Below are 21,312 nucleotides of genomic sequence, written 5' to 3' on the forward strand. Positions count from 1 at the left end.
TGTTGGCGCCACCCAAGCACAGTTCTCTGGGGGACACATGAGCGACGATACCGTTATTGAAATCTCGAATGTCTGGAAGATATTCGGGGGCAGGCCCGAGGTGGCGCTGCAGGCGATCCGCGACCGTGGGTTGGACAAGTCCCAAGTGCTGGCCGAATACAACTGTGTTGTCGGCGTCGCTGATGTCAGCCTTTCGGTAAACCGGGGTGAGATTTTTTGCATCATGGGTCTGTCAGGTAGCGGGAAATCCACTCTGGTCCGCCATTTCAACCGACTGCTGGAGCCCACTGCAGGTAAGATCGAAATCGAAGGCACCGATGTCATGGCCTTGGGGCCAAAAGAGCTTCAGCAGTTTCGCAACAACAAAATCGGTATGGTGTTTCAGAACTTTGCACTGATGCCGCATCGGTCGGTGTTGGATAACGTGGCAATGCCACTGGAAATCCGGCAGGTCAGCAAGAATGAACGCATGCGTCAGGCTGCCGCTATTCTCGATATTGTCGAACTGGGTGCCTGGGGATCAAAGTTCGCACACGAGCTGTCCGGTGGCATGCAACAACGTGTGGGCCTGGCTCGCGCGCTGGCAGCCAACCCGGATGTTCTTTTGATGGACGAGCCGTTCTCGGCCCTCGATCCTTTGATCCGGCGGCAATTGCAGGATGAATTTATCCGCCTGAGCAAGATCCTGAAAAAGACCACGATCTTCATTACACACGACCTGGATGAGGCGGTCCGCATCGGCAATCGGATCGCGATCATGCGCGATGGAAAGGTGGTGCAGATCGGAACAGCCGAAGATATCGTCGTGAACCCCGCTGATGACTATGTGGCTGATTTCGTTGCGGGTATTTCACGCCTCAAAGTGGTGCGCGCCCATGCGGTCATGCGGCCAATTCCAGAACATATTGCGGCCCATGGGCCGCTATCGGCGGATGCACCCCGTGTGAATGAAGGTGAAAATCTGAGCACGCTGATCAATCTGGCGATCGACAACAGCAGCGCAATCCTTGTGGAGGACGGCGGCGTGGATGTTGGCGTCATAACGCGTGCCGATCTGTTGCGCACCGTGATCGAAGGGACCGAAGTGTCATGAGCCATTCTGATGTGAACCCGTTGGAAGATACCGAAAGCGAAGCAGCCCTGGCCTATGCCGAAGAGCGGCGTGAAAACATTCGCACCTTTGTGCGCACCAGCCCTAAATACTACATCCGCAATTTCGACAAGATTGGTGCGTCGTCCCGCTTTACGCCAACTTTCAATCTGATGGCCGGATTGTTTGGTCCGGTCTGGTTCGGCGCGCGGGGTCTGTGGTCATGGGCGTTACCATTTCTGATCCTCGAAACAATAGCATTTGTGCAGATTGCGCGAGGACTGTTCGGCGATCTGGCAGCTGAGGCAATGGAGCGTATTGCATCGATTGAAGGGACGCTTGAACTGCGTCGTCAGCAATTGGCGGCGGCTATCGAAAACAACTCGGACAAGATCGATGTCTATCAGCGAACGGTGGACTCGCTTGAAGAAAACATAGGGGGTATCCGTGCCGAGGCCGAGGCGATGGCCGCTGAAGGTCCTTACATCATTCTGACCGGCCTGATCATACTGATCATCGTCAAACTGATACAGTCTCAGGTGGCGAACTGGGCGCTTGAGGCACGTTTCTCGGAATGGTTATCAGACCGTTCGATACGCTCGGCCATGCCGGTATCGCAGATTGTGTTCAGCGCGATCTTCATGGCGCTGATCGTCGCCGCAGCGATGATGCACTACAGTTTCCCCGGGCGCTTTTCGCTGCTTAGCCATTTCCCGACAGACCCAAACATCCGCCTGACCAGTATCACGTGGGTGGAAGATTTCATCGCCTGGTGCGTACGCAACAGCGAGGCTTTTTTTGACGGGCTGACATTCGGAATCCGCACTTTGCTGGATGCGTTAGAAGTCATACTGGTCCAGACGCCATGGATCGTGATCGCGAGCCTGATCATTCTGCTGACCTGGCTGACCGCTGGCATTAGCACGGCGATCTATTCAGGCGCATTTCTGGCCTATATGGGCCTCTTGGGTTTCTGGGAAGGTGCCATGACCACGCTGGCCTTGTTGGGGACAGCGGCGTGTTTGTCTATTGTCATTGGTATTCCGCTGGGCATGTTTGCTGCACGTCGCCCGCGGTTCTATGCGTTCATCCAGCCGATCATGGATTTCATGCAAACCATGCCGGCCTTTGTCTTCATGGTCCCCGTGATCGCGTTCTTTGGTGTCGGCAAGCCGGCGGCGGTCGTGGTCACCATGATCTTCGGCGGCACGCCAGTGGTGCGCCTGACCGTTCTGGGCTTGCGCGGTGTGCCCGAAAGCGTGCGCGAAGCGGCGATCAGCTTTGGCGCCAATAAGTGGTATCTGCTGACCAAAGTTGACCTACCGCTGGCAAGCCCGTCTATTCGGGCCGGTATCAACCAGACAATCATGCTGTCACTGGCAATGGTTGTCGTGGCTTCGTTGATCGGTGCTAAAGGGTTGGGCGAGGACGTTCTGGAAGCGTTGCAGTACGCGAATGTTGGCCAAGGTATCCTTGCAGGGTTCTCAATCCTGTTCTGTGCCATGATCCTGGATCGCATCGTGCAGGGCGGCCGGAAATGACACCCGTTGTATTTGTCCATGGGTTCCTGGGCGGCAGTCGGCAATGGCAAGGGCAGGTCGATGCGTTGGCAGGTTACGATGTCGTCACGCTGGACTTGCCAGGGTTTGGTGAAAATGCGCAGCTTGATGCCCTCAGCAGCATCTTGGGTTTTGCTGATTGGGCGCTGAATGAGTTGAAGATGCGTGGCATCGAGAAATTTCACCTGGTTGGGCACTCGATGGGCGGAATGGTCGTACAGGAAATGATTGCCCGCGCACCCGAGCGTGTGGACCGTTTGGTTCTTTATGGCACGGGTTCTGTGGGTGTGCTGCCTGGGCGGTTTGAAACCATTGATACCTCAAAAACGCGCGCCTGCGCTGATGGACCGCAAGCGACGGCCCGACGGATTGCTGCAACCTGGTTTCTCGAGCGGGAACGGGCTGTGACCTATGAAGATTGTGCCGCGATAGCGGAGCAAAGCAGCCTGAAAGCCATACTCACGGGTTTGGATGCGATGCATTCCTGGAGCGGTGCTGAAAGCTTGTCGGCGATCCAGGCCAAAACGCTGGTTCTTTGGGGGGATCGTGATCGTACCTACCCATGGAGCCAGACTGAAAAACTGTGGCAGTCCATTCCAAACGCCAATCTTGCGGTGATACCAGAATCTGCACATGCGACACATCTGGAAAAAGCCGGACTATTCAACGGAGTATTAAGTGATTTTTTTGGTGCCTGCTGACCTATCGTGACCAAAGTAACCAAGCAATAAATGAAATTCTGCCGAAGATTTGGTAATACACGAGATTAATCGTCACCGGGGCAGCTGTGCAGTGAAACAATGTCTACTCTGAAAAATTGCATAGATCTGTTTTGGTCAACGTGAGTTTCGGGTATCTTCGTGGGCCAGAAGTTGATGTAACAACACTACTTCCCAGGCAAGCAAGTGTTCCGAAGCGACGCTTGAGTGTGAAATTCTCATGAATTGTTACAGACTTTCATTTCACAAACGCGCATTGCGTCGCGTTCGTTTAAGCGGCGTCCTCCTCCGGTGGTTCTTTGGCTCCGGTCATGAAAGCCACGGCGTCGGACATCGTGTAGTCCTTGGGATCAATCGTGCAGAGCCTTTTGCCCAGCCGGTGCACATGGATGCGATCAGCGACTTCGAAGACGTGCGGCATGTTGTGGCTGATTAGTATGATCGGAATGCCACGTGCCCGCACATCCTGAATAAGTTCGAGAACTTTCCGGCTCTCCTTCACCCCCAACGCAGCCGTCGGTTCATCCATGATAATGAACTTGGTCGCAAAGGCTGCGGCGCGGGCGACGGCCACGCCTTGGCGCTGTCCACCAGACAGAGTCTCGACCGTCTGATTGATGGATTGAACGGTCATCAGGCCAAGTTCGGTCAGTTTTTCACGGGCGAACTTTTCCATCGCGGGGCGGTCAAGCTGACGTAGATACTTGCCCATGAACCCCGATTTCCGGATCTCACGCCCCATGAACATGTTGTCCGCAATCGACAGGGCAGGAGACATGGCAAGTTGCTGATAAACGATCTCAATCCCCATGTTCCGGGCGTCGATCGGTGAGGTGAAGTTCACCTTCTTCCCTTCGATCAGAATATCGCCCTCATCCGGGATCGTGGCGCCGCAGATGGCTTTGACGATGGATGATTTGCCTGCACCGTTGTCACCGATAACCGCGAGTATTTCACCCTGACGCAGTTCAAAATCGGAATGGTCTATGGCGGTCACATGTCCATAGCGTTTGACGATCCCACGGCCCTGGACGACTGGGGTAGTGTCTGACATTAGCCCGATACCTTTCTGATCCACTGGTCGACCGCGACCGCTGCGATGATGAGAAGTCCGATAAGAAGGAAGGTCCACTGCGCATCCGCGCCCAACAGCCTCAGACCTAAGGTGAACACGCCGACGATCAGTGCGCCAAACAGCGACCCCAGAATGGATCCGCGCCCGCCGAAAAGGGAGATGCCGCCGATCACGACCGCTGTGATGCTTTCGATATTGGCCAATTGGCCAGATGTTGGTGAGACTGACCCGATGCGGCCGATCAAAGCCCAGCCGGCAAAGGCACAGATCAAACCGGATAGCATGTAAACAGACATGAGTGTTCTGTGGACGTTAACGCCGGATAGCTCGGCTGCTTCCGGATCGTCGCCCACAGCATAGACGTGTCGCCCCCAGGCTGTGTGTTTAAGCGCGTAGGCCAATACAAAGATCAGGACGAGCATGAATAGGACGCCAACAGTGAATGTTGCACCGCCGATGCTGAATTTGGTGCCGAAAAATTGCAGAAATGGGGCGTTTGCCTCGATATCCTGGCTGCGTATCGTCTCGTTTGCGGAATACAGGAAATTTGTTGCGAGAATGATCTGCCACATTCCAAGCGTGACGATGAATGGGGGAAGTTTGACGCGGCTGACAAGCCAGCCGTTGAGAGCACCGATCAGGGTTCCGACGCCAAGTCCGCACATGACTGCGATAGGCACCGGTATGCCGTATCGGAACGAGAATTGTCCCATGATAACAGAAGAAAAAACCATGATCGCGCCCACACTCAAATCAATGCCTGCGGTCAGAATGACGAGGCTCTGTGCGGCGGCCACGATACCGACGATCTGAACTTGTTGCAGGATCAGGGTCATTGCGAAGGGTGAAAAGAATTTTGACCCCAAAAGCAGGCCAAAGATCAAAATCGCTCCGACCAGAACGATCAGAGGTACGAGGGACGGGTTGACGTGAAGCAGATGCTGAAGCTTGCCCAGCACACCACGCCGAGGATCGTCAAACTCTGCCACAGTGTCGGTTCGACTGGTGGCAGTTTCAAATTCTTGGGCGCTTTGGTTCGCTTCGGACATATCTCCCCCTTTTCGTGGCTGGCTTCGTGACCACGAAATCAGCTTACAGGAAGTTTCAGTTTGCTGGTGAAAGGAATGGTAAGGCGCCCTTGCGCGCCTCACCTGATAGGTCTGCGTTTAACCCCAGCAGAGCTCCAAACCTTCTGCGACCGAAATTGACTCCACGCCGTCAACGGGTTGATCGGTGATTAGAGCAACACCGGTGTCGTAGAAGTCTTTTCCGGGTGTATTTTCCGGCTTCGTCCCTTCGTCGGCCCATTTTTTGACGGCCTCAACCCCCAATGACGCCATCAAAAGCGGGTATTGCTGGCTTGTGGCCCCGATGACTCCGGCCTGTACGTTCTGTACGCCGGGGCAGCCGCCGTCGACCGAAACGATCAGCACGTCATTTTCACGTCCGATGGATTTCAAAGCCTCGTACGCGCCCGCCGCTGCGGGTTCATTGATCGTGTGAACTACGTTGATCGCTGAATCCTTGGCCAGAAGGTTCTCCATGGCACGGCGCCCACCTTCCTCGTTGCCGTCGGTCACGTCACTGCCGACCAGACGTGCATCCGTTTCGTCGCCAATAACATTGGGATCCGCCAGCTCCACGCCAAAGCCCTCAAGGAATCCTTGGTTGCGCAAAACGTCCACAGTTGGTTGGCTGACATTCAAGTCTAGCGTCGCGATCTTTGCGTCCGCGGCAGCATCGCCCATCTTGGCCTTTGCCCATTGTCCGATAAGCAACCCGGCCTTGTAGTTGTCCGTCGCAAATGTGGCGTCGGCTGAATCAATCGGGCTAAGGGGTGTGTCCAGCGCGATTACCAACACACCGGCGTCTCGCGCTTGTTTAACGGCGGGTACGATTGAACTTGTGTCGGATGCCGTAAGCAGAATTCCTTTTGCACCGTCGAGGATGCAGGTTTCAATGGCCTGAACCTGGGTCTCGTGGTCACCATCGATTTTACCGGCAAAAGCTTTAAGCGTCATGCCAAGCTCTTCGGCCTTGGCTGTCGCACCTTCTTTCATTTTCACAAAGAAGGGGTTGGTATCGGTCTTAGTGATCAGGCAGACGGTTTCCCCGGCAGCGTGAGCAGATGCAGCACCAAACGTGAGAACGGTCGCAGATGCGGCTAGCTTGAGTAGACTTCTCATATTCTCCTCCCAGAAAATTGTTGTGGCCCCGCGCGGCGCGCCGGCAAGACTCGCCTCCATCCCTTAATGAAGGTCCTGTTCAAGAAACTGTGATTCTGGCCTGCCTGTCAATAAATAAATAAAGTTTATTTATTAATTTGCCCGAGCGCCTTTTCATAAGAAAACAAGGTGGTTATGTTCAGGGTTATGGAGAAAGAGGCGCTAAAAATACTGACCGGCGGGGTAAGCCAAAGCGGTGTTCGCGATCATAATGAACGTCTGATTTTGACGGTTTTACAACGACATGGACCGACAGCAGGTGCAGATGTCGCACGGCTGACGGGCCTGTCCCCACAGACCGTGTCAATCATTTTGCGCAAGCTCGAAAAGGACGAGATTCTCAAGCGTGGAACTCCTCTGCGTGGAAGGGTTGGTAAACCGTCGGTTCCCATGGAGCTCAACCCGGAAGGCATCCTGTCAGTCGGGATGAAGATCGGTCGGCGCAGCGCCGATCTGCTCTTGATCGACTTCACCGGCAAGCCCCGCCAACAGATTTCAACGACCTACGATTATCCGCTGCCCGAGGCCGTGTTCGGGTTTTTGGAAACAGGTTTGGAAACGCTTCTGGCCCATGAACCCCAAAAACTTCGCGATCGCGTGTGCGGGATTGGTATTGGAACTCCATTCGAGCTTTGGAAATGGCATGATTTGTCGGGGCTGGCAGCCAAGAAATTCAGCTCTTGGAAAAACGTGAACTTCTTCTCCGAGGTTGCCAAGTTCAGCGACCTACCGGTATTTGTCGTCAATGACGCAACAGCCGCTTGCCACGCCGAGCACCTCTATGGCCGCGGGGCTGAATATCGCGATTATTTCTACTTCTTCATCGGTTCGATGATCGGCGGCGGGGTTGCATTGAATGGCACTGTGTTCGAAGGCAATCAGGGCAATGCTGGCGCGTTGGGTGCGATGCGCACCACAGGGCCATTGGGCGAAAGCCAGCAATTGATCGATAGCGCTTCGCTGTTTTTGCTTGAGGACAGGCTGATCGAAGCGGGTGTTGATCCGGGTATTCTTTGGAAATCGCCACAGGATTGGAGCAGCATTTCCAAGTATGTCGAACCATGGATTGGCACGACTGCACAGGAATTGGCCAAGGCCGCGCTTTCAATTTGTGCCGTCATCGACTTTGAGGCCATTTTCATAGACGGCGCGTTTCCGACGAATGTGCGGGAAGAACTGGTCTCACGCGTGCGCCGCTATCTGGTTAATCAAGACAAACGCGGATTGATCCCACCAGTTGTCGAAGCCGCTGCGGTTGGAAAAAACGCCCGCGGTATTGGGGCGGCCAGCAGCCCGATTTTCCGCCAGTTTTTATTGAACACGAATGCAGGGCTTTCTGGGATGTAACCGAAGTCCACGTGCTTGTTTCGCGCACGGTCAAGGACTTGGGTGCCAAGTCTGGGATACATTATTGGTCAGGACTCGCGGCCGAAATACAGGACCAAAACTAAGCGAAGACTTTGGCCACGTCATCGCTAGTTTCTTTTTCACGCGCCAGCATAAGAGCGATGCTTGTCAGTTCGAAAACAATAAATGGCAGCATCAGCAGATTTTCAAGCCTTGGGTATACGGCGTCAATTTCTGACAAACGTTCGAACAGATGTGTGTGAAAGACCAATGCCCGAGTGGTGAGCTTTATGATGAAGATCGCTGTTACAACGACAAAGAACTGCAGAACAATATTCCAAGTTCTGACGGGTTTCCCAAAATCTGCCACGCTAAGCCGCGATGAACCAAGTACAACTGCAAAAAACCACATGACGATGGAACATTTTACCGTAATCGGTGTTGTCGGGCTATTTAGAACAAAGATTGACCCCAAGATTATTCCACTGGTGGTAAATGCAAAAACAGAAGCGAGTGCGCGGGCAGAAAAATGAACTTTGCGCAGCGCGGTTAAATCGTCGGATACATCTTCATCAGGCATCGGCCAGAGCGCATGAAGGCTGCCCATAATGCCCAGACAGATGTACAAAGCTCCACATCCCAATGCGAGAACCGCTGCCATGTGGGCTGGAGCCAGCCAAGCCACCAAGGGTGCGTTAAATGCGACCACCCCTGTCAAAGTGATCATGACACCGCCGAACAGGCATACTGCAACCTGAATTAAGATATGTCGGGCCTTATAGGGCGCGACGATCTTTTCGTTCAATCCGGGTACGCTCAACAATGCGAGGATGGCGACAAGGCCGGCAACCGTGAAGTATGGAACAATGCCCAGATCGGATCTGGTATTCCAATCAAGCTGTTGCACCAGATACGACACTGACAGTGCGACTGTCAAAGTGGTGATCGCGATGACAATTCTCAGCAATAAACGATGAGCTATTAGTATAAACCAATTCATAGGTGGGGCTTACTCGGGAAACTTGGCTAAACTACGACGTGTTTGTTTCTTTGCGGCGCGACCTGAGTAACCAATCAATTTCTCAAGACCATTCCCAAAATCATGTTTGTTGAACGTTTCTTCCCAGGTTGGCATTGAGGCACCTGTCGTGGACGGTGCGCCGCGATCTGCGGTTTTCCTGGTTCCAGATTGGTGCGTAAGCAGTACTTAGTTTGACCCAGAAGGTCCTATAGGCAAACACTGACTCACGTCGCGGTTTTAGCGGTGTACGATGAAGGCATATGCCTCACCTTAAAGCTGCATTGAAACGCTACACGCTGACACAGAGATCTTGTGCCAAAACCAAGCGAGATCAGTTAACAACTTAAGATTGCGTGCCGGCTGGCATTCTACTATCGATATGCACATGAGCCGTTATTTGCGATTGATTTACTTAACCAGCATTTTCTTTGTGCCGCATTTGACAGCCGCCCTAGAGGCTACCGAAAACCCCGTTGAGATCGGCGAAAGTGGCGAAGCCTTTCTGAAGGCGATAAGATTAAGCCGTGTCGATGCAGATGTGGCCTACTTCGACCCGGCAAGCCCTCCGCCCCCAATGCAGACAACGCAAGAGCCGCGACCACCCTCTAGTTCAAACCAATGGTCGGTGGGCGGCGATGTGAATTTCGCGACACTGCTTATTTCCGCCGCGATCCTGATGATGATCGCTTTTGTCTTTGTCCGCTACGGCAGCGGCTTTGCCGTCACAATCGGGCGCGAGCGAGAGAATACGGAAAGCGGGCGTGACGGACGGGTGCCGCGTGCGGGGTTAGGAACGCCGCCCACTCCGGGCAGCTTGAATGCGATCCTGCGCATAGCGGACCGGCGCGAAGCTTTGATCCGGTTGGCGCAGGCTGCCCTGGGCGCGGCGATCAAAGCCAATGGGGTGCTGCTGCAGCGCAGCTGGACCGCGCGCGACGCGTTGCGCCACTTGCCAGAGGACCAACGGTGTCTTGGCGCCCTACGCAATTTGGTTCTGGCAAGCGAACGGGTGCATTTTGGGGGGCGGGACGTAAGCGAGGATGACTTTCAGGCCCATGTCGCGGATATCCGCCCGCTTTTGACTGAGGTCCCCAAATGAACTCCTCAGCGACCGAAGAAACAAGGCGCGGCCCCAGAAGTGAAACCCTGATTATTCTAGGTTTCGTGGCGTTGCTGCTGTTCACGATCTTTTACTTTATATCGCAACGCCAGCAGGTGCTGAGAAGTTCTCCGTCGGGGTTTGACGGTCTGCGGATCTGGCTAAACACGAATGAGGTAAGTGCGCAGAGCTTTCTGGGGGGCTGGCAGGTCGATCAGGATACCATTGGCCTGTTGGTGCTGCCGTTATTTGACACTGTGCTGGATGAGGATAGGGTTCATCCGCGCACAAAAGAAGAACTGCTGTTACAGCAGGATGAATACGATCTGCGGCTTGATGCGGTGCTGGAAAAGGCCAGTCGGGTACAGACCTTGGTGATCTTGCCCAAATGGCGCAGCGGGATGCGGCTAACCGGTCGGGCGCATCCGGTCTTGATAAGTCAGCAACAACAGATCGAAACACTGCTGCAACAGCTGACCGGTCAAAGGGGTGCTCGGATCGAATATGCGCGCACGCCTTTTACGGATTTCGACTATTTTGATGGCGAAGACGTTCGGCAATCGGCTCAGATCTATGCGGCACAACTGTTCACCGGGGCTGATTGCTCTCCGCTGATTGGTAACTCGGATGCGATGCTTCTGGCGGAATGCCCGCTGGCGGATGATGCAGGGGACGCGCGGGTTTTGGTTTTGTCGGACCCCGATTTGTTGAACAACCATGGGCTGCGCTTGGGCGATAATGCCATTGTCGCCCGCAATCTTCTGAGCGCACTCGCCGACGACCGCAACGTGATGATCGACTACAGCCGCGAAGTCTGGCTCTCTGACCCCGAAGAAACCGTGCGCTACGAACGTAGCTGGGCCGATCTGAAGCGATTTTTTGGCCCGCCTTTTCTGACGCTCTGGCTGGGCGGGGTATTGGTGTTGGCTCTGTTTATCTGGCGCTCATGGCAGCGTTATGGCCCGGTGCAGGCTGAGGACGGTGTCAACACAGGCGCAAAATCGCTGGCTGTGCGAGCACGGGCACGTCTGATGCGGCTTTCGGATCAAGACGGGGCTCTGGCCGGCGAATACGCTAAGGCCCGTCTGGCGGCATCGGCGTCGGCTTTGTTTGGTCCGGCACTTGCCCATCACTATGCCGAACCCAAGGTCTTTTTGGGCTATGTGGCGCGGCACAATCCGGATCTCTCTCGCGACCTGGAAACAGTGTTGAGGGATATCCGGAACCTTCCACATCGGATCCCACCGGCAGAGGCAATGCACCATGTGGACGAACTTGAAGCGCTATTGGAGCAGATAACGAATGACACTTGAAACATTGCGCGCGCGCTCGGACGCGCTGCGTGCCGAGATCGGGAAGACGGTGCTGGGGCAGGAGGATGTGGTAGAGCTGCTTTTGGTCTCGCTTTTTGCGCGCGGCCATGTCTTGCTTGAGGGGCCGCCGGGCACCGCCAAGACCCTGTTGGCGCGCAGTTTTGCCGCTGCACTGGATCTGGAATTCGGGCGTATCCAGTTCACCCCCGATCTGATGCCAGGAGACGTACTGGGCACCTCGATCTTCAATTTTCAGACCAATGACTTCGTCCTGACGCGCGGCCCGGTCTTTACCCAGGTGCTTCTGGCGGATGAGATTAACCGAGCTCCTCCCAAAACGCAGGCTGCGCTCTTGCAGGCGATGAACGAACGGATGGTCAGCATTGATGGCAATGATCACTCCTTGGGCCGTGAATTCATTGTAGTCGCTACCCAAAACCCGATCGAGCAACAAGGTACGTACCCCTTACCAGAGGCGCAGTTGGACCGGTTTCTCTTTAAGCTTGAAATCGACTTCCCGCCCGAGGCAATCGAAATGGCGATCCTGCGCCAGCATGCCAATGCCCCGATCGAAAGCGGTATGGAAACGGATGTACTGTCGAAGACTCTGGATGCGGCCGCCCTGGCGGAATGCCGGGCACTGATCGACGGGATTATCCTCGATGACGATATTCTTGCCTACATCCTGCGGCTGGTCCGGGCGACACGGGAAAGCGCCGAGATTGCTTTTGGTGCCTCTACCCGCGCGGCAGATGCACTGGCAGCGGCTACGCGGGCACAGGCGGGGTTAAACGGGCGGGATTTCGCAATCCCGGACGACGTAAAACGGCTTTTCGTACCTGCGTTACGCCATCGAGTAGTTCTGGGTGCCTCGGCCGAGATCGAGGGCCGAAACTCTGCTATGGTTCTCGAAAACATCCTCAACCAGATCGAGGCTCCCCGCTGATACGCCCATCCACCAGATTGCTGAGCGCCGCCTGCGTCGCCCTTGTGTTGTCGATTCTGGGACTTGCATTTTTCGGCGGGTTGCGTGAATTGGCGCTGGCGCCGTGGGTCCTGTTGGCGCTTTTGTCAGCGGCGGATCTGCTGATGTCCTTCAGCCGTCGAAAGCAATTGGTTTTCGACATGCGGCCCGAGATTTTTGTGGGCGAAATACAGGCGCTAAAATTGCAGGTTCCGGACGCTCCGAAAGACTTGCAGGCGCGGCTAGAATGGCCAAAAGGATTGAGCGGGGCGACAGAGCCCGAGTTCAAGATCGGACCGGATGGGACTGGATCAGCCGAGATTGGCTGTCGCGGCGTGCGGCGCGGCATCTGGGCTTTCGAACATCTCTGGCTTCACTGGTCGTCACGCCTGAAGCTTTTTGATTTCGTGCCACGATTGGATTTCGCGCTGGAAGTTCGGGTGGTGCCCAATATCCGGATGATTCAGTCGGGTGAGATTGCGACGACGGTGCAGTCCACGCTTTATGGCGTGAAGGAAAACCGTGCCATCGGCGAAGGGTCCGAATTTCACCAGCTTCGTGATTTCGTACAGGGTATGGACGTTAAATCGATCGACTGGAAACGCTCGGCCAAACGGCGGGGGCTTGTAGCCAAAGAGTTAAGGGCCGAGCGCAATCACCACGTTATCGTAGCGCTGGATAACGGCTATCTGATGCGCGAAGAGATCGCCGGTTTGCCCAAGATTGACCATGCCGTTACTGCCGCGCTGGCCGTGGCCTGGGCGGCGGCAATTGGCGGTGATCTGGTGGGGTACTACGCCTATGACGTGCGTCCGCGATCTTTTGTGGCACCACGGGCGGGGCGACAGACCTTCGCGCGCCTGCGCAGCTGGACCAGCGAGCTGGCCTATGTAGGCCACGAGACCAACCATACCCTGGCCCTGACTGAATTGAATGCCCGCACCCCAAAACGCAGTCTGATCATCATTTTCACGGATTTCATCGACACGACTTCGGCCGAACTTCTGATCGAGAACATCGCCATTCTGTCAAAGCGTCATCTGCTAATCTTCGTCACCATCCGCGACCCAGAGGTCGAGGCGCTAGTGGAATCCGCACCCAAGGATCTGGATGGGGTCGCCACGCTGGTGGCCGCGAACCAGACGATCAGCGAACGTCGTCTGGTGTTGGAAAGGTTAGCACGTTTGGGGGTTACGGTGCTGGATGCGCGTCCCGATACGGTGACTGCCAAGCTGATCTCGACCTATCTGGAAATCAAGGCGCGGGAGTTGATCTGATGGCAGAAAGCGACCTCATCCGCTCGGCCCGGTTCCGGAAAGAGCGAGAAGCCGACTGGCGTCGTCTGGAAACTTTGGTCACCCAGGCCGAGCGTGTCGGACTACAGCGAATGGATTTCGCGGCCGCTCGCGATTTGGCCGCGCTTTACCGAAATGCGACCACATCCCTGGCCATTGCCCGCGAAATTTCGTTGGACAAGGCGCTGCTGGACTATCTCGAAGCGCTGACCGCACGCGCCTATCTGTCAGTCTATGCCCCTCAGGAGCGTCTGGGCGGGCTTGTACGCAAGTTTTTTACAAGCGGCGCGCCGAGTGCGATACGTCGGTCCTGGCTGTTTATTCTGATTGGTTTTCTATGTATGGGGCTGGGCGTTTTGGCGGGATATCAGCTGTTTCTGGAAAACCCGGCTTGGTACCATGTTTTCATGCCGCCGGAACTGGCCGGAGGGCGCGGGCCAACATCTACTACCGAAGAGCTGCGGCAAGTGATTTATGATCAGGATCCCAGCACCTCGGGACTTGGGGCCTTTGCCACTTTCCTGTTCTCGCACAACACGCGCATCGCGATTTTTGTGTTTGGCCTTGGTGTATTCCTGTGTGCGCCGGCGGTCTTGCTGACCTTCTATAACGGCCTGTCGCTGGGCGCATTTTATGCGCTGCACGTGGAACGCGGTCTGGGCAGTGATCTTGGGGGGTGGTTGTCTATCCACGGGGTGACCGAGCTGTCGGCAATCTGCATTGCATGCGGCGGTGGGGTGCAACTGGGGGCAGCTATCCTTTTTCCGGGGAAAAGAAGCCGCCGCGCTGCCTTGCGCCACGCGGGCCGGGATGCCGTAAAGCTTGCACTGGTGGCGGCTTTTATGCTGGTGGTCGCTGCCCTCGTGGAAGGGTTCGGACGCCAGCTTATCCAGGACAAAGCCATAAGGTACGTGATTGGCTGGGGGCTAGGACTATGCTGGCTGGCCTGGTTTGCCTTGGGCGGTAGGATGCGGCGATGAAGCTGTGGCGACGCAAAGAAAAGACGGCAGCCCCATCGCTGGGTGAGCTGATCCCGCCCGAAGGGGTACCCATCCACCTTGAGGTGGCCGGGCTAGGTGTGCGCCTTGCCGCGCAGCTTACAGATGTGGGCATTACGCTGATCGCAGCCGTCGCAGTCCTGATATTGATCATGTCCCTGGGTATTGGCACACCTACGACGCTGCTTGCTATCGGCAGTCTTCTGTTCTTCGTGATCCGGGTGCCCTACTACGTCATCGCCGAACTGGCGTGGAACGGTCAGACATTGGGAAAGCGGTTGATGAAGATCAAGGTCGTCTCACATGATGGCCGATCGCTTAGCACGCATGCGTTGGTGCTCAGGAACCTTATGAAAGAGGCTGAGATTTTTCTGCCTGCAACCCTGCTGCTGACACTTGATACCTCATCACCCGTGGCCTCGGGGCTGGCACTGGCCTGGATACTGGGGGGGCTATTTGTGCCGCTGTTCAATCGTCACAGGCAAAGGCTGGGCGATCTGATGGCCGGTACACATGTGATCCACCTACCGGTGCCGGTGCTGTTGAAGGATTTGGCTCAGGCTCCGGTCGGCGAGACCGCCGCAAAAACGCGTTTTACCTTTCTGGCGCATCAGCTTGATCACTACGGCGCATTCGAATTGCAGACCCTTGAAACGCTTTTGCGGGCGCAAGAGAAAAGGCGCGCGTCGGGTCCCTCTCAGAATGACAGGGCCACCATTGAAAGCGTGGTCGAAAAGATCCGCCAAAAGATCGGCTACGCGAACAAAGTTCCCGAGGCCGATCGGCTAAAATTCCTCCGGGCGTTCTACAATGCGCAGCGTGAACATCTTGAGAAACGTCAGTTGTTCGGCGAACGCCGCAGGGACAAGCACTATGCGGTCGACGATAGTTCTTCGTAATCCATGTCGATAGCTGCCCCTTTTTTGCCCAAAAATCGGCTTGGAAAGGCCGCTCTCAAACTCAATTACCGGTGTCATAAAGATACTGAAGACAACCTTAGATGACCATCATACACTAGCCGAAACACAGAGTAGTATTGAGGATAAAACAGTGGCCAGCACAACAGAACACACGGGCAGCGAGGCGCTCGGCGTCGGGAGTATCGTGGGCGAGAGTTTCTCGATCCTGTTCAAAAATTTTATCACCGTCATCCTGCTTGCGCTGGTGCCGACGTTATTGAGCTCGGTGATTGCGGGTATGATGGTCGGGGCCGATGTGGCGTTGGGTGCGGCAGACCCCGATTTCAGCACGTCTTCCGGCGTCACCACCTGGGTCCTGACGATTTTGCTGCAGGTCGTGTTCTATGCCCTGACAACCGCTCTGCTGGTGCAACTGGCATATGACGCCAAACTCGGACGCCGCCTGCAGGTGGGTCGCTATTTTGCGCCAGCTCTGCAGGCTGCTATCCCGGTTGCGGTGCTGACGACCGTCGCAGGAATTCTGACCGGGTTTGCATCGCTTGCTTTGATCATACCCGGTCTTTGGGTTTATGCGGTTTTTTCGATGGTTGCGCCTGCCGTGGTGATCGAGAAAGCAGGATTTGGCGGGCTTGGGCGCAGCGCGGCTCTGACCATAGGATACCGCTGGCCAATTTTTGGCGCTTTGCTTCTGATCGGTATCTGCGCCGGGATCGGTGGTTTCCTCGCCAGTTTCGCCGCCGGTTTGCTTGAAGGTGTCGGAAGCTGGGCAATGACGGCAGGTTTTTCAGTTGTTGCAGCTTTTGGTGCGGGGTTGAGCGGCATTTCAGTCGCTCTGATCTATGCCCGTCTGCGCGAGATCAAAGAAGGCGTGAGCGTCGATCAGATCGCATCTGTTTTCGATTAATCAAGTGAGGTTACAAAGGGTGTGATCACCCCTTGGAGGCCGAAGGCGCTGGCTTGCGCCTTCGGCCTTCTGATACGCTTGGCTGCATTGAACAGGTAGCGTGGATTCGCGCAATCCGCGCTTCATTTTGTAACCGAGGTTTTTGGGCTGGACAGTTTTTGACAATCTTGCTTGGCTGCGTTGCACCACTCTCATTTTTTAGGAGATTTCAATGCCCCAAGCATCCGACACCAACCGTCGCATAGTTCTTGCGGAACGCCCCACTGGTCGCCCGGACAAAAACACTTTGCGGCTTGAAATCACAGACATTCCAACACCCGGCAACGGAGAGATGCTGGTGCGCACGGTGTACCTGTCTCTGGACCCTTACATGCGGGGTCGTATGAATGACGCGAAATCCTACGCTGAACCGGTTCCGATCGGTGGGGTCATGACGGCTCAGGTTGTGGGGCAGGTAGTGGAATCGAACCTCGAAGGGTACGAAGCCGGAGACTACGTTTTAAACACGAGTGGCTGGCAGGATTATGCGATCTCAACTGGTGAGCAGGTCGTCAATCTTGGCAAGACGCCGGACAATCCGTCCTGGGCTTTGGGTATCCTGGGAATGCCCGGCTACACGGCTTATGCGGGGCTGCTGAAGATAGGCGAACCAAAACCTGGTGAAACCGTTGTCGTGGCGGCTGCGGCTGGACCAGTGGGCGCAACCGTGGGTCAGATCGCAAAGCTAAAAGGGTGCCGCGTGGTGGGTATCGCGGGTGGCCCGGAAAAATGCGAACACGTGGTAAAGAACCTTGGGTTCGACGCTTGTGTGGATCACCGCGCGGCGGATCTTTCGGAACAATTGCGCGACGCGTGCCCTGACGGCATTGATGTCTACTTCGAGAATGTCGGTGGCAAGGTGCTGTATGCGGTCTTACCGCTTTTGAATCCGTTTGCGCGTGTTCCGGTCTGCGGCGTCGTGGCCTGGTACAACTTGCCGGGTTTGCCGGACGGACCGGATATGGGCCCGGTGATCATGGGTACCTTGTTGCGGATGAAGGTCAAAATGCAGGGTTTCATAATTTTCGACAATTTCGGCCCTGAGGTTTACGCCGAGTTTGTCCGGGACATGACAGGATGGCTGAAGGACGGCTCAATTACGTATAAAGAGCATGTGGTTGAAGGTCTTGAAAATGCTCCGGTTGCATTTAACCAACTGCTGGCCGGAGAAAACTTTGGGAAAATGGTTGTAAAGGTGGATTGAGCCAGGGCAGTGAAAGTTGGTCCTTCCAACTCAGACCCTAATTCGTTCGCAAAACGCATGAGTGTCAAATTTCAAAACTATGTAGAAACCTGGCTCAGGACTCTCTGATCTTCGTCTGGGTGCATGATTCCTGATTGAAAAAATTCGAGCGGTGAATTTGCCAGACTTTTTCCGGCGGAGTGACGAGCGGTAGGCTCCGTCCGGAACCTTTCTGTCCCAAGTTTCAAAGTAAAGCTCGCGCCGATGACTGCTGGGTCCTGAGTGGCCACGATCAAAGAAGCCCACGCGATCATTGAATCTGGCCGCATGATCGGCAAACTCGTTGTTGCATTTTAATCAGAAAGACCAATGCTCCATGACAAGCGTCCGGAAACTTGATGGGGATTACGACTATATCATAGTCGGCGCGGGCACGGCCGGGTGCGTTCTGGCCAACCGCCTGACAGAAAACCCCAAAACGCGGGTGCTGTTGCTTGAGGCCGGCGGCTCAGACAACTACCACTGGGTGCATATACCGGTGGGGTATCTTTATTGCATTGGCAACCCGCGCACGGACTGGATGATGAAAACTGCCCCCGAGCCGGGCTTGAACGGACGTTCGCTGGTTTATCCGCGTGGCAAGGTGCTGGGGGGATGCACCTCGGTCAACGGCATGATCTATATGCGCGGACAGGCAGCGGACTACGATCATTGGCGGCAGCTGGGCAATGCCGGATGGGGTTGGGATGACGTGTTGCCCTATTTCCTAAAATCCGAGGATCACCATGCCGGGCCCGCAGACATGCATGGGCACGGAGGGGAATGGAAGGTCTCGAAACAGCGCTTGGAATGGGACATTCTGAAAGCCGTGCAGGAGGGCGCTAAGGAATTTGGCATCCAACCGCGCGCAGACTTCAACGATGGCAGCAACGAAGGGACCGGATTTTTCGAGGTCAATCAACGCAACGGTGTGCGTTGGAACACGGCCAAAGGCTTTTTGCGCCCGGCGATGAAACGGCCCAACTTGCGCGTTCTGACCCATGCTGAAACCGAGACGCTGTTGTTCGATGGCAAGCAGGTGACGGGCGTACGCTACCTGCACAAGGGCGTTCAATATGACGCCTATGCCGGGTCCGAGGTCTTGTTGGCGGCGGGCGCGATCAACACGCCTAAAATTTTAGAATTGTCAGGCGTGGGCCGGGGCGATGTGCTGTCTGAACATGGCATCGTCTTGCAACACGAAAGTCAGGGCGTGGGTGAGAACCTGCAGGACCATTTGCAAATCCGCACTGTGTTCAAGGTCCAGAACGCAAAAACCCTGAACACGATGGCGAATTCGCTGCTTGGGAAAGCAAAGATTGCATTGCAATACGGCCTGACGCAATCAGGGCCAATGTCGATGGCCCCCAGCCAATTTGGGATGTTCACAAAATCCAATCCCGATCTGGCCACACCCGACCTGGAATACCATGTGCAGCCGCTGTCCACCGACAAGTTGGGTGATCCGCTTCACCCTTTCCCTGCGATTACTGTCTCGGTCTGCAACTTGCGACCTGAAAGCGTGGGCACCTGCCATATTCAGTCGAAAGACATCGAAGAACAGCCTGATATTCGCCTGAACTACCTTTCGACTGAAAACGACAAACGCGTTGCAGCGAAATCCGTGCGACAGGCGCGGAAAATTATGACGGCGAACGCTCTGAAACACTATCAGCCTGAAGAAATCCTGCCCGGCCCGGCGATGGAGTCAGAGGAAGACCTTGTGAAAGGTGTAGGTGATATCGCCACAACTATTTTTCACCCTGTCGGCACCTGCAAAATGGGCTCGGATGCAGCTGCTGTGGTCGGCGCGGATCTCAGGGTGCACGGACTGTCGGGATTACGGGTGGTTGACGCATCTATCATGCCAAAAATCGTATCCGGCAATACGGCCTCCCCGGTTGTGATGATTGCGGAGAAAGCGGCAGATATGATCCGCGAAGGAACTTGATAAGTGACGTATATTGCGCATTGCGGATGTAAGCCACGAAACCGTGCGGCATCTCCTTCTCTGCTCACCCCACTGAATGTTCCGAAAAGCCTCTGTTTCTCAGTGCGTTGCGCAAAGATCCATCCAGCAGAAGAACGGCTGGAATGACGAAGGCCATCATGCCCAGCCCAATCAAGACAAACCGGACTAGATCGTGGGCTTCCGAAAACAGATTTAGCCTGTCTGCGAAGAAAATGGGAATGCAAGCCAACGCAAGCGCCGGTAGCACTGCCCAAGACCTGCAGAGGATGATATGCCAGTGAATACCGGCGTAACGCTTCATGATGATTGCGTTGATCGAAAAGACAATGAGTGAAGCCACCACTTCGGACAACGCAATTGCGGTTATGCCGAAAGACGCCGCCGACAGGATCGCGGCAATCGTGATCCCTGAATACAACGCCATAATCCAAGGTAATTTCTGAACTTGACCAGCCAGCGTTAAAATCGCGGCGCTGGCATTGCCGCTGCAACGGATCAGCGCAGCAACAGCAAGGATACGTAGAACCGGTGTTGCGGGCTCCCAACCGGGTCCCAAAATCCCGGCCGTCAGCGTATCCGCCATGAGGAACACACCGATAAACAAGGGAACCGCCCCATAAAACAGAATGGGAAAGAAGCGCAGCGAAAGTGCCCCAAATCTAGACGTATCGCCATAAGCATCACGGCTGCGGCGGAAGAGATTCCATGACAGAATACGGGTCGGTTCGCTGACAATTTCTTCAAATGCCGCGACAATGCGCTGCGCCGCACGATAATATCCGGCTGAGGTTGCGCCCAAAAATCCACCAATAATCAGGGTTGCGAAATAGATACGAACATTTACCACCAGACGGGTCATTATGATCTTTTTGGAAAAGGCCACTGTATCCGTAAGCGTTTCACGCCCCATGATCTCGGGTGTGGTTTTACTTACAATCAGACCACTGACGCTCCAGATTACGGCGCCGCAAAGCCGTCCCCATGCCAGCGCCATAACGCCAAACCCTTGATACAAAGCCCAAATCGCGACGGCCAGGTTCGCAAGGTCCGCAATCGGCGTGATCAGCGCTGCGGTCGTCAACCGGTCCTGCCGGACCAAAACGCCATTGTATGCAGCACCCATCGAAGTGAAAAACACACCGACTGACAAAACCTGAAGAAGCGGCTTGGCAACGGGGTCAGAAACTATGCCCCCGATAGCGCTTCCGCTCAAAACACCCATCGCAGCGATCGTAAAACCGCATAGAATGGCCACAAAAAGAGTTTCGCGAATACGGTCCTCGGGCCCATGCCATTGCATGATGTACTCTGACCAGCCTGCCATTGAAACTTGTGTCAGGATAACGACCATTGCCGCAGCCAACGCAAAAACGCCAAACTCAGCAGGAGTCATCATACGTACGGCCACCAAGAAGATCGCAAACTGCGTCAACTGGGTAAAAATCTTGGATACCGTGGTCCAAACCCCGCCACGCAACACAGTATCTTTTTTTTGGGCAGGCTGTGTCATTGGCTCAACCTGTCCGACGCACCGGCTCTGGCGTCAGTGT

The 21,312-nt window shown here is 55.2% G+C and carries 18 protein-coding genes; 13 read left to right on the forward strand and 5 right to left on the reverse strand.

All coding sequences use genetic code 11. The features are described from left to right. The first annotated feature begins 37 nt into the window (after nt 1-37). Genes AC2FJE_RS22055 through AC2FJE_RS22065 form a run of 3 tightly spaced genes read left to right on the forward strand, consistent with a single transcriptional unit; the run spans nt 38 to nt 3,350 of the window. Nucleotides 38-1,093, forward strand: coding sequence for a quaternary amine ABC transporter ATP-binding protein (locus tag AC2FJE_RS22055; RefSeq protein ID WP_496758278.1), 1,056 nt, complete (start codon nt 38-40; stop codon nt 1,091-1,093). Further along, complete coding sequence (locus AC2FJE_RS22060) at nt 1,090-2,631, forward strand: ABC transporter permease (protein ID WP_496758294.1); 1,542 nt, start codon at nt 1,090-1,092, stop codon at nt 2,629-2,631. Before AC2FJE_RS22055 ends, AC2FJE_RS22060 begins: the two co-directional genes overlap by 4 nt. After that, on the forward strand, nt 2,628-3,350 hold the full coding sequence (locus tag AC2FJE_RS22065) for an alpha/beta fold hydrolase (RefSeq protein WP_496758296.1): 723 nt from the start codon (nt 2,628-2,630) through the stop codon (nt 3,348-3,350). Before AC2FJE_RS22060 ends, AC2FJE_RS22065 begins: the two co-directional genes overlap by 4 nt. Before the next feature lie 289 nt (nt 3,351-3,639). On the opposite strand, the gene AC2FJE_RS22070 is transcribed toward AC2FJE_RS22065, so the two are convergent. The 3 genes from AC2FJE_RS22070 to AC2FJE_RS22080 form a co-directional block, all read right to left on the reverse strand. Beyond that, the gene (locus AC2FJE_RS22070; RefSeq protein ID WP_282119243.1) at nt 3,640-4,422 is read right to left on the reverse strand and encodes an ATP-binding cassette domain-containing protein; all 783 of its coding nucleotides are present in this window, start codon (nt 4,420-4,422) and stop codon (nt 3,640-3,642) included. After that, nucleotides 4,422-5,492 (reverse strand): ABC transporter permease, encoded by a 1,071-nt coding sequence (locus tag AC2FJE_RS22075; protein WP_109310884.1) that lies wholly within the window; start codon nt 5,490-5,492, stop codon nt 4,422-4,424. Before AC2FJE_RS22075 ends, AC2FJE_RS22070 begins: the two co-directional genes overlap by 1 nt. A gap of 117 nt (nt 5,493-5,609) precedes the next feature. Beyond that, nucleotides 5,610-6,629, reverse strand: coding sequence for a sugar ABC transporter substrate-binding protein (locus AC2FJE_RS22080; RefSeq protein WP_109311180.1), 1,020 nt, complete (start codon nt 6,627-6,629; stop codon nt 5,610-5,612). Nucleotides 6,630-6,815: 186 nt separating this feature from the next. On the opposite strand from AC2FJE_RS22080, the gene AC2FJE_RS22085 reads away from it, so the two are divergent. Then, a complete protein-coding gene (locus AC2FJE_RS22085) occupies nt 6,816-8,015 on the forward strand; it encodes an ROK family transcriptional regulator (RefSeq protein ID WP_282119518.1) in 1,200 nt (399 codons plus the stop codon). Nucleotides 8,016-8,115: 100 nt separating this feature from the next. Here the strand turns inward: AC2FJE_RS22085 and AC2FJE_RS22090 are convergent, their stop codons facing one another. Beyond that, nucleotides 8,116-9,015, reverse strand: a complete 900-nt coding sequence (locus AC2FJE_RS22090; protein WP_496761483.1) for a hypothetical protein — start codon at nt 9,013-9,015, stop codon at nt 8,116-8,118. Nucleotides 9,016-9,421: 406 nt separating this feature from the next. Between AC2FJE_RS22090 and AC2FJE_RS22095 the strand changes: the two genes are divergently transcribed. The 9 genes from AC2FJE_RS22095 (at nt 9,422) to AC2FJE_RS22135 (ending at nt 19,741) form a co-directional block, all read left to right on the forward strand. After that, a complete protein-coding gene (locus tag AC2FJE_RS22095) occupies nt 9,422-10,135 on the forward strand; it encodes a DUF4129 domain-containing protein (RefSeq protein WP_496699937.1) in 714 nt (237 codons plus the stop codon). Beyond that, on the forward strand, nt 10,132-11,448 hold the full coding sequence (locus AC2FJE_RS22100; RefSeq protein ID WP_496761484.1) for a hypothetical protein: 1,317 nt from the start codon (nt 10,132-10,134) through the stop codon (nt 11,446-11,448). The genes AC2FJE_RS22095 and AC2FJE_RS22100 overlap by 4 nt, the downstream gene beginning before the upstream one ends. Continuing rightward, entirely contained in the window at nt 11,438-12,394 is a 957-nt protein-coding gene (locus tag AC2FJE_RS22105) for an AAA family ATPase (protein WP_282119247.1), read from the forward strand. The genes AC2FJE_RS22100 and AC2FJE_RS22105 overlap by 11 nt, the downstream gene beginning before the upstream one ends. A gap of 44 nt (nt 12,395-12,438) precedes the next feature. Then, on the forward strand, nt 12,439-13,689 hold the full coding sequence (locus tag AC2FJE_RS22110; RefSeq protein ID WP_496761485.1) for a DUF58 domain-containing protein: 1,251 nt from the start codon (nt 12,439-12,441) through the stop codon (nt 13,687-13,689). Further along, nucleotides 13,689-14,687: a stage II sporulation protein M gene (locus AC2FJE_RS22115; protein WP_496761486.1), complete on the forward strand. Its 999-nt coding sequence runs from the start codon at nt 13,689-13,691 to the stop codon at nt 14,685-14,687. The genes AC2FJE_RS22110 and AC2FJE_RS22115 overlap by 1 nt, the downstream gene beginning before the upstream one ends. Then, nucleotides 14,684-15,604, forward strand: coding sequence for an RDD family protein (locus AC2FJE_RS22120; protein WP_282169667.1), 921 nt, complete (start codon nt 14,684-14,686; stop codon nt 15,602-15,604). Before AC2FJE_RS22115 ends, AC2FJE_RS22120 begins: the two co-directional genes overlap by 4 nt. 151 nt (nt 15,605-15,755) lie before the next feature. After that, the gene (locus AC2FJE_RS22125) at nt 15,756-16,529 is read left to right on the forward strand and encodes a hypothetical protein (RefSeq protein ID WP_496761487.1); all 774 of its coding nucleotides are present in this window, start codon (nt 15,756-15,758) and stop codon (nt 16,527-16,529) included. Nucleotides 16,530-16,740: 211 nt separating this feature from the next. Then, complete coding sequence (curA, locus tag AC2FJE_RS22130) at nt 16,741-17,772, forward strand: NADPH-dependent curcumin/dihydrocurcumin reductase (RefSeq protein ID WP_496758305.1); 1,032 nt, start codon at nt 16,741-16,743, stop codon at nt 17,770-17,772. A gap of 355 nt (nt 17,773-18,127) precedes the next feature. Further along, complete coding sequence (locus tag AC2FJE_RS22135) at nt 18,128-19,741, forward strand: GMC family oxidoreductase (protein WP_496758307.1); 1,614 nt, start codon at nt 18,128-18,130, stop codon at nt 19,739-19,741. A gap of 64 nt (nt 19,742-19,805) precedes the next feature. Here AC2FJE_RS22135 and AC2FJE_RS22140 read toward each other — a convergent pair whose 3' ends face one another. Beyond that, nucleotides 19,806-21,272, reverse strand: coding sequence for an oligosaccharide flippase family protein (locus tag AC2FJE_RS22140; protein ID WP_496758309.1), 1,467 nt, complete (start codon nt 21,270-21,272; stop codon nt 19,806-19,808). Nucleotides 21,273-21,312: the final 40 nt, after the last annotated feature.

The sequence above is a fragment of the Ruegeria sp. CDSC002 genome, assembly GCF_059610905.1.

What these genes read in the sequence shown, in the direction of transcription:
- AC2FJE_RS22055 (WP_496758278.1), top strand. Translation starts at nt 38, where the DNA reads ATGAGCGACGATACCGTTATTGAAATCTCGAATGTCTGGAAGATATTC.
- AC2FJE_RS22060 (WP_496758294.1), top strand. Translation starts at nt 1,090, where the DNA reads ATGAGCCATTCTGATGTGAACCCGTTGGAAGATACCGAAAGCGAAGCA.
- AC2FJE_RS22065 (WP_496758296.1), top strand. Translation starts at nt 2,628, where the DNA reads ATGACACCCGTTGTATTTGTCCATGGGTTCCTGGGCGGCAGTCGGCAA.
- AC2FJE_RS22070 (WP_282119243.1), bottom strand. Translation starts at nt 4,422, where the DNA reads ATGTCAGACACTACCCCAGTCGTCCAGGGCCGTGGGATCGTCAAACGC.
- AC2FJE_RS22075 (WP_109310884.1), bottom strand. Translation starts at nt 5,492, where the DNA reads ATGTCCGAAGCGAACCAAAGCGCCCAAGAATTTGAAACTGCCACCAGT.
- AC2FJE_RS22080 (WP_109311180.1), bottom strand. Translation starts at nt 6,629, where the DNA reads ATGAGAAGTCTACTCAAGCTAGCCGCATCTGCGACCGTTCTCACGTTT.
- AC2FJE_RS22085 (WP_282119518.1), top strand. Translation starts at nt 6,816, where the DNA reads ATGGAGAAAGAGGCGCTAAAAATACTGACCGGCGGGGTAAGCCAAAGC.
- AC2FJE_RS22090 (WP_496761483.1), bottom strand. Translation starts at nt 9,015, where the DNA reads ATGAATTGGTTTATACTAATAGCTCATCGTTTATTGCTGAGAATTGTC.
- AC2FJE_RS22095 (WP_496699937.1), top strand. Translation starts at nt 9,422, where the DNA reads ATGAGCCGTTATTTGCGATTGATTTACTTAACCAGCATTTTCTTTGTG.
- AC2FJE_RS22100 (WP_496761484.1), top strand. Translation starts at nt 10,132, where the DNA reads ATGAACTCCTCAGCGACCGAAGAAACAAGGCGCGGCCCCAGAAGTGAA.
- AC2FJE_RS22105 (WP_282119247.1), top strand. Translation starts at nt 11,438, where the DNA reads ATGACACTTGAAACATTGCGCGCGCGCTCGGACGCGCTGCGTGCCGAG.
- AC2FJE_RS22115 (WP_496761486.1), top strand. Translation starts at nt 13,689, where the DNA reads ATGGCAGAAAGCGACCTCATCCGCTCGGCCCGGTTCCGGAAAGAGCGA.
- AC2FJE_RS22120 (WP_282169667.1), top strand. Translation starts at nt 14,684, where the DNA reads ATGAAGCTGTGGCGACGCAAAGAAAAGACGGCAGCCCCATCGCTGGGT.
- curA (WP_496758305.1), top strand. Translation starts at nt 16,741, where the DNA reads ATGCCCCAAGCATCCGACACCAACCGTCGCATAGTTCTTGCGGAACGC.
- AC2FJE_RS22135 (WP_496758307.1), top strand. Translation starts at nt 18,128, where the DNA reads ATGACAAGCGTCCGGAAACTTGATGGGGATTACGACTATATCATAGTC.
- AC2FJE_RS22140 (WP_496758309.1), bottom strand. Translation starts at nt 21,272, where the DNA reads ATGACACAGCCTGCCCAAAAAAAAGATACTGTGTTGCGTGGCGGGGTT.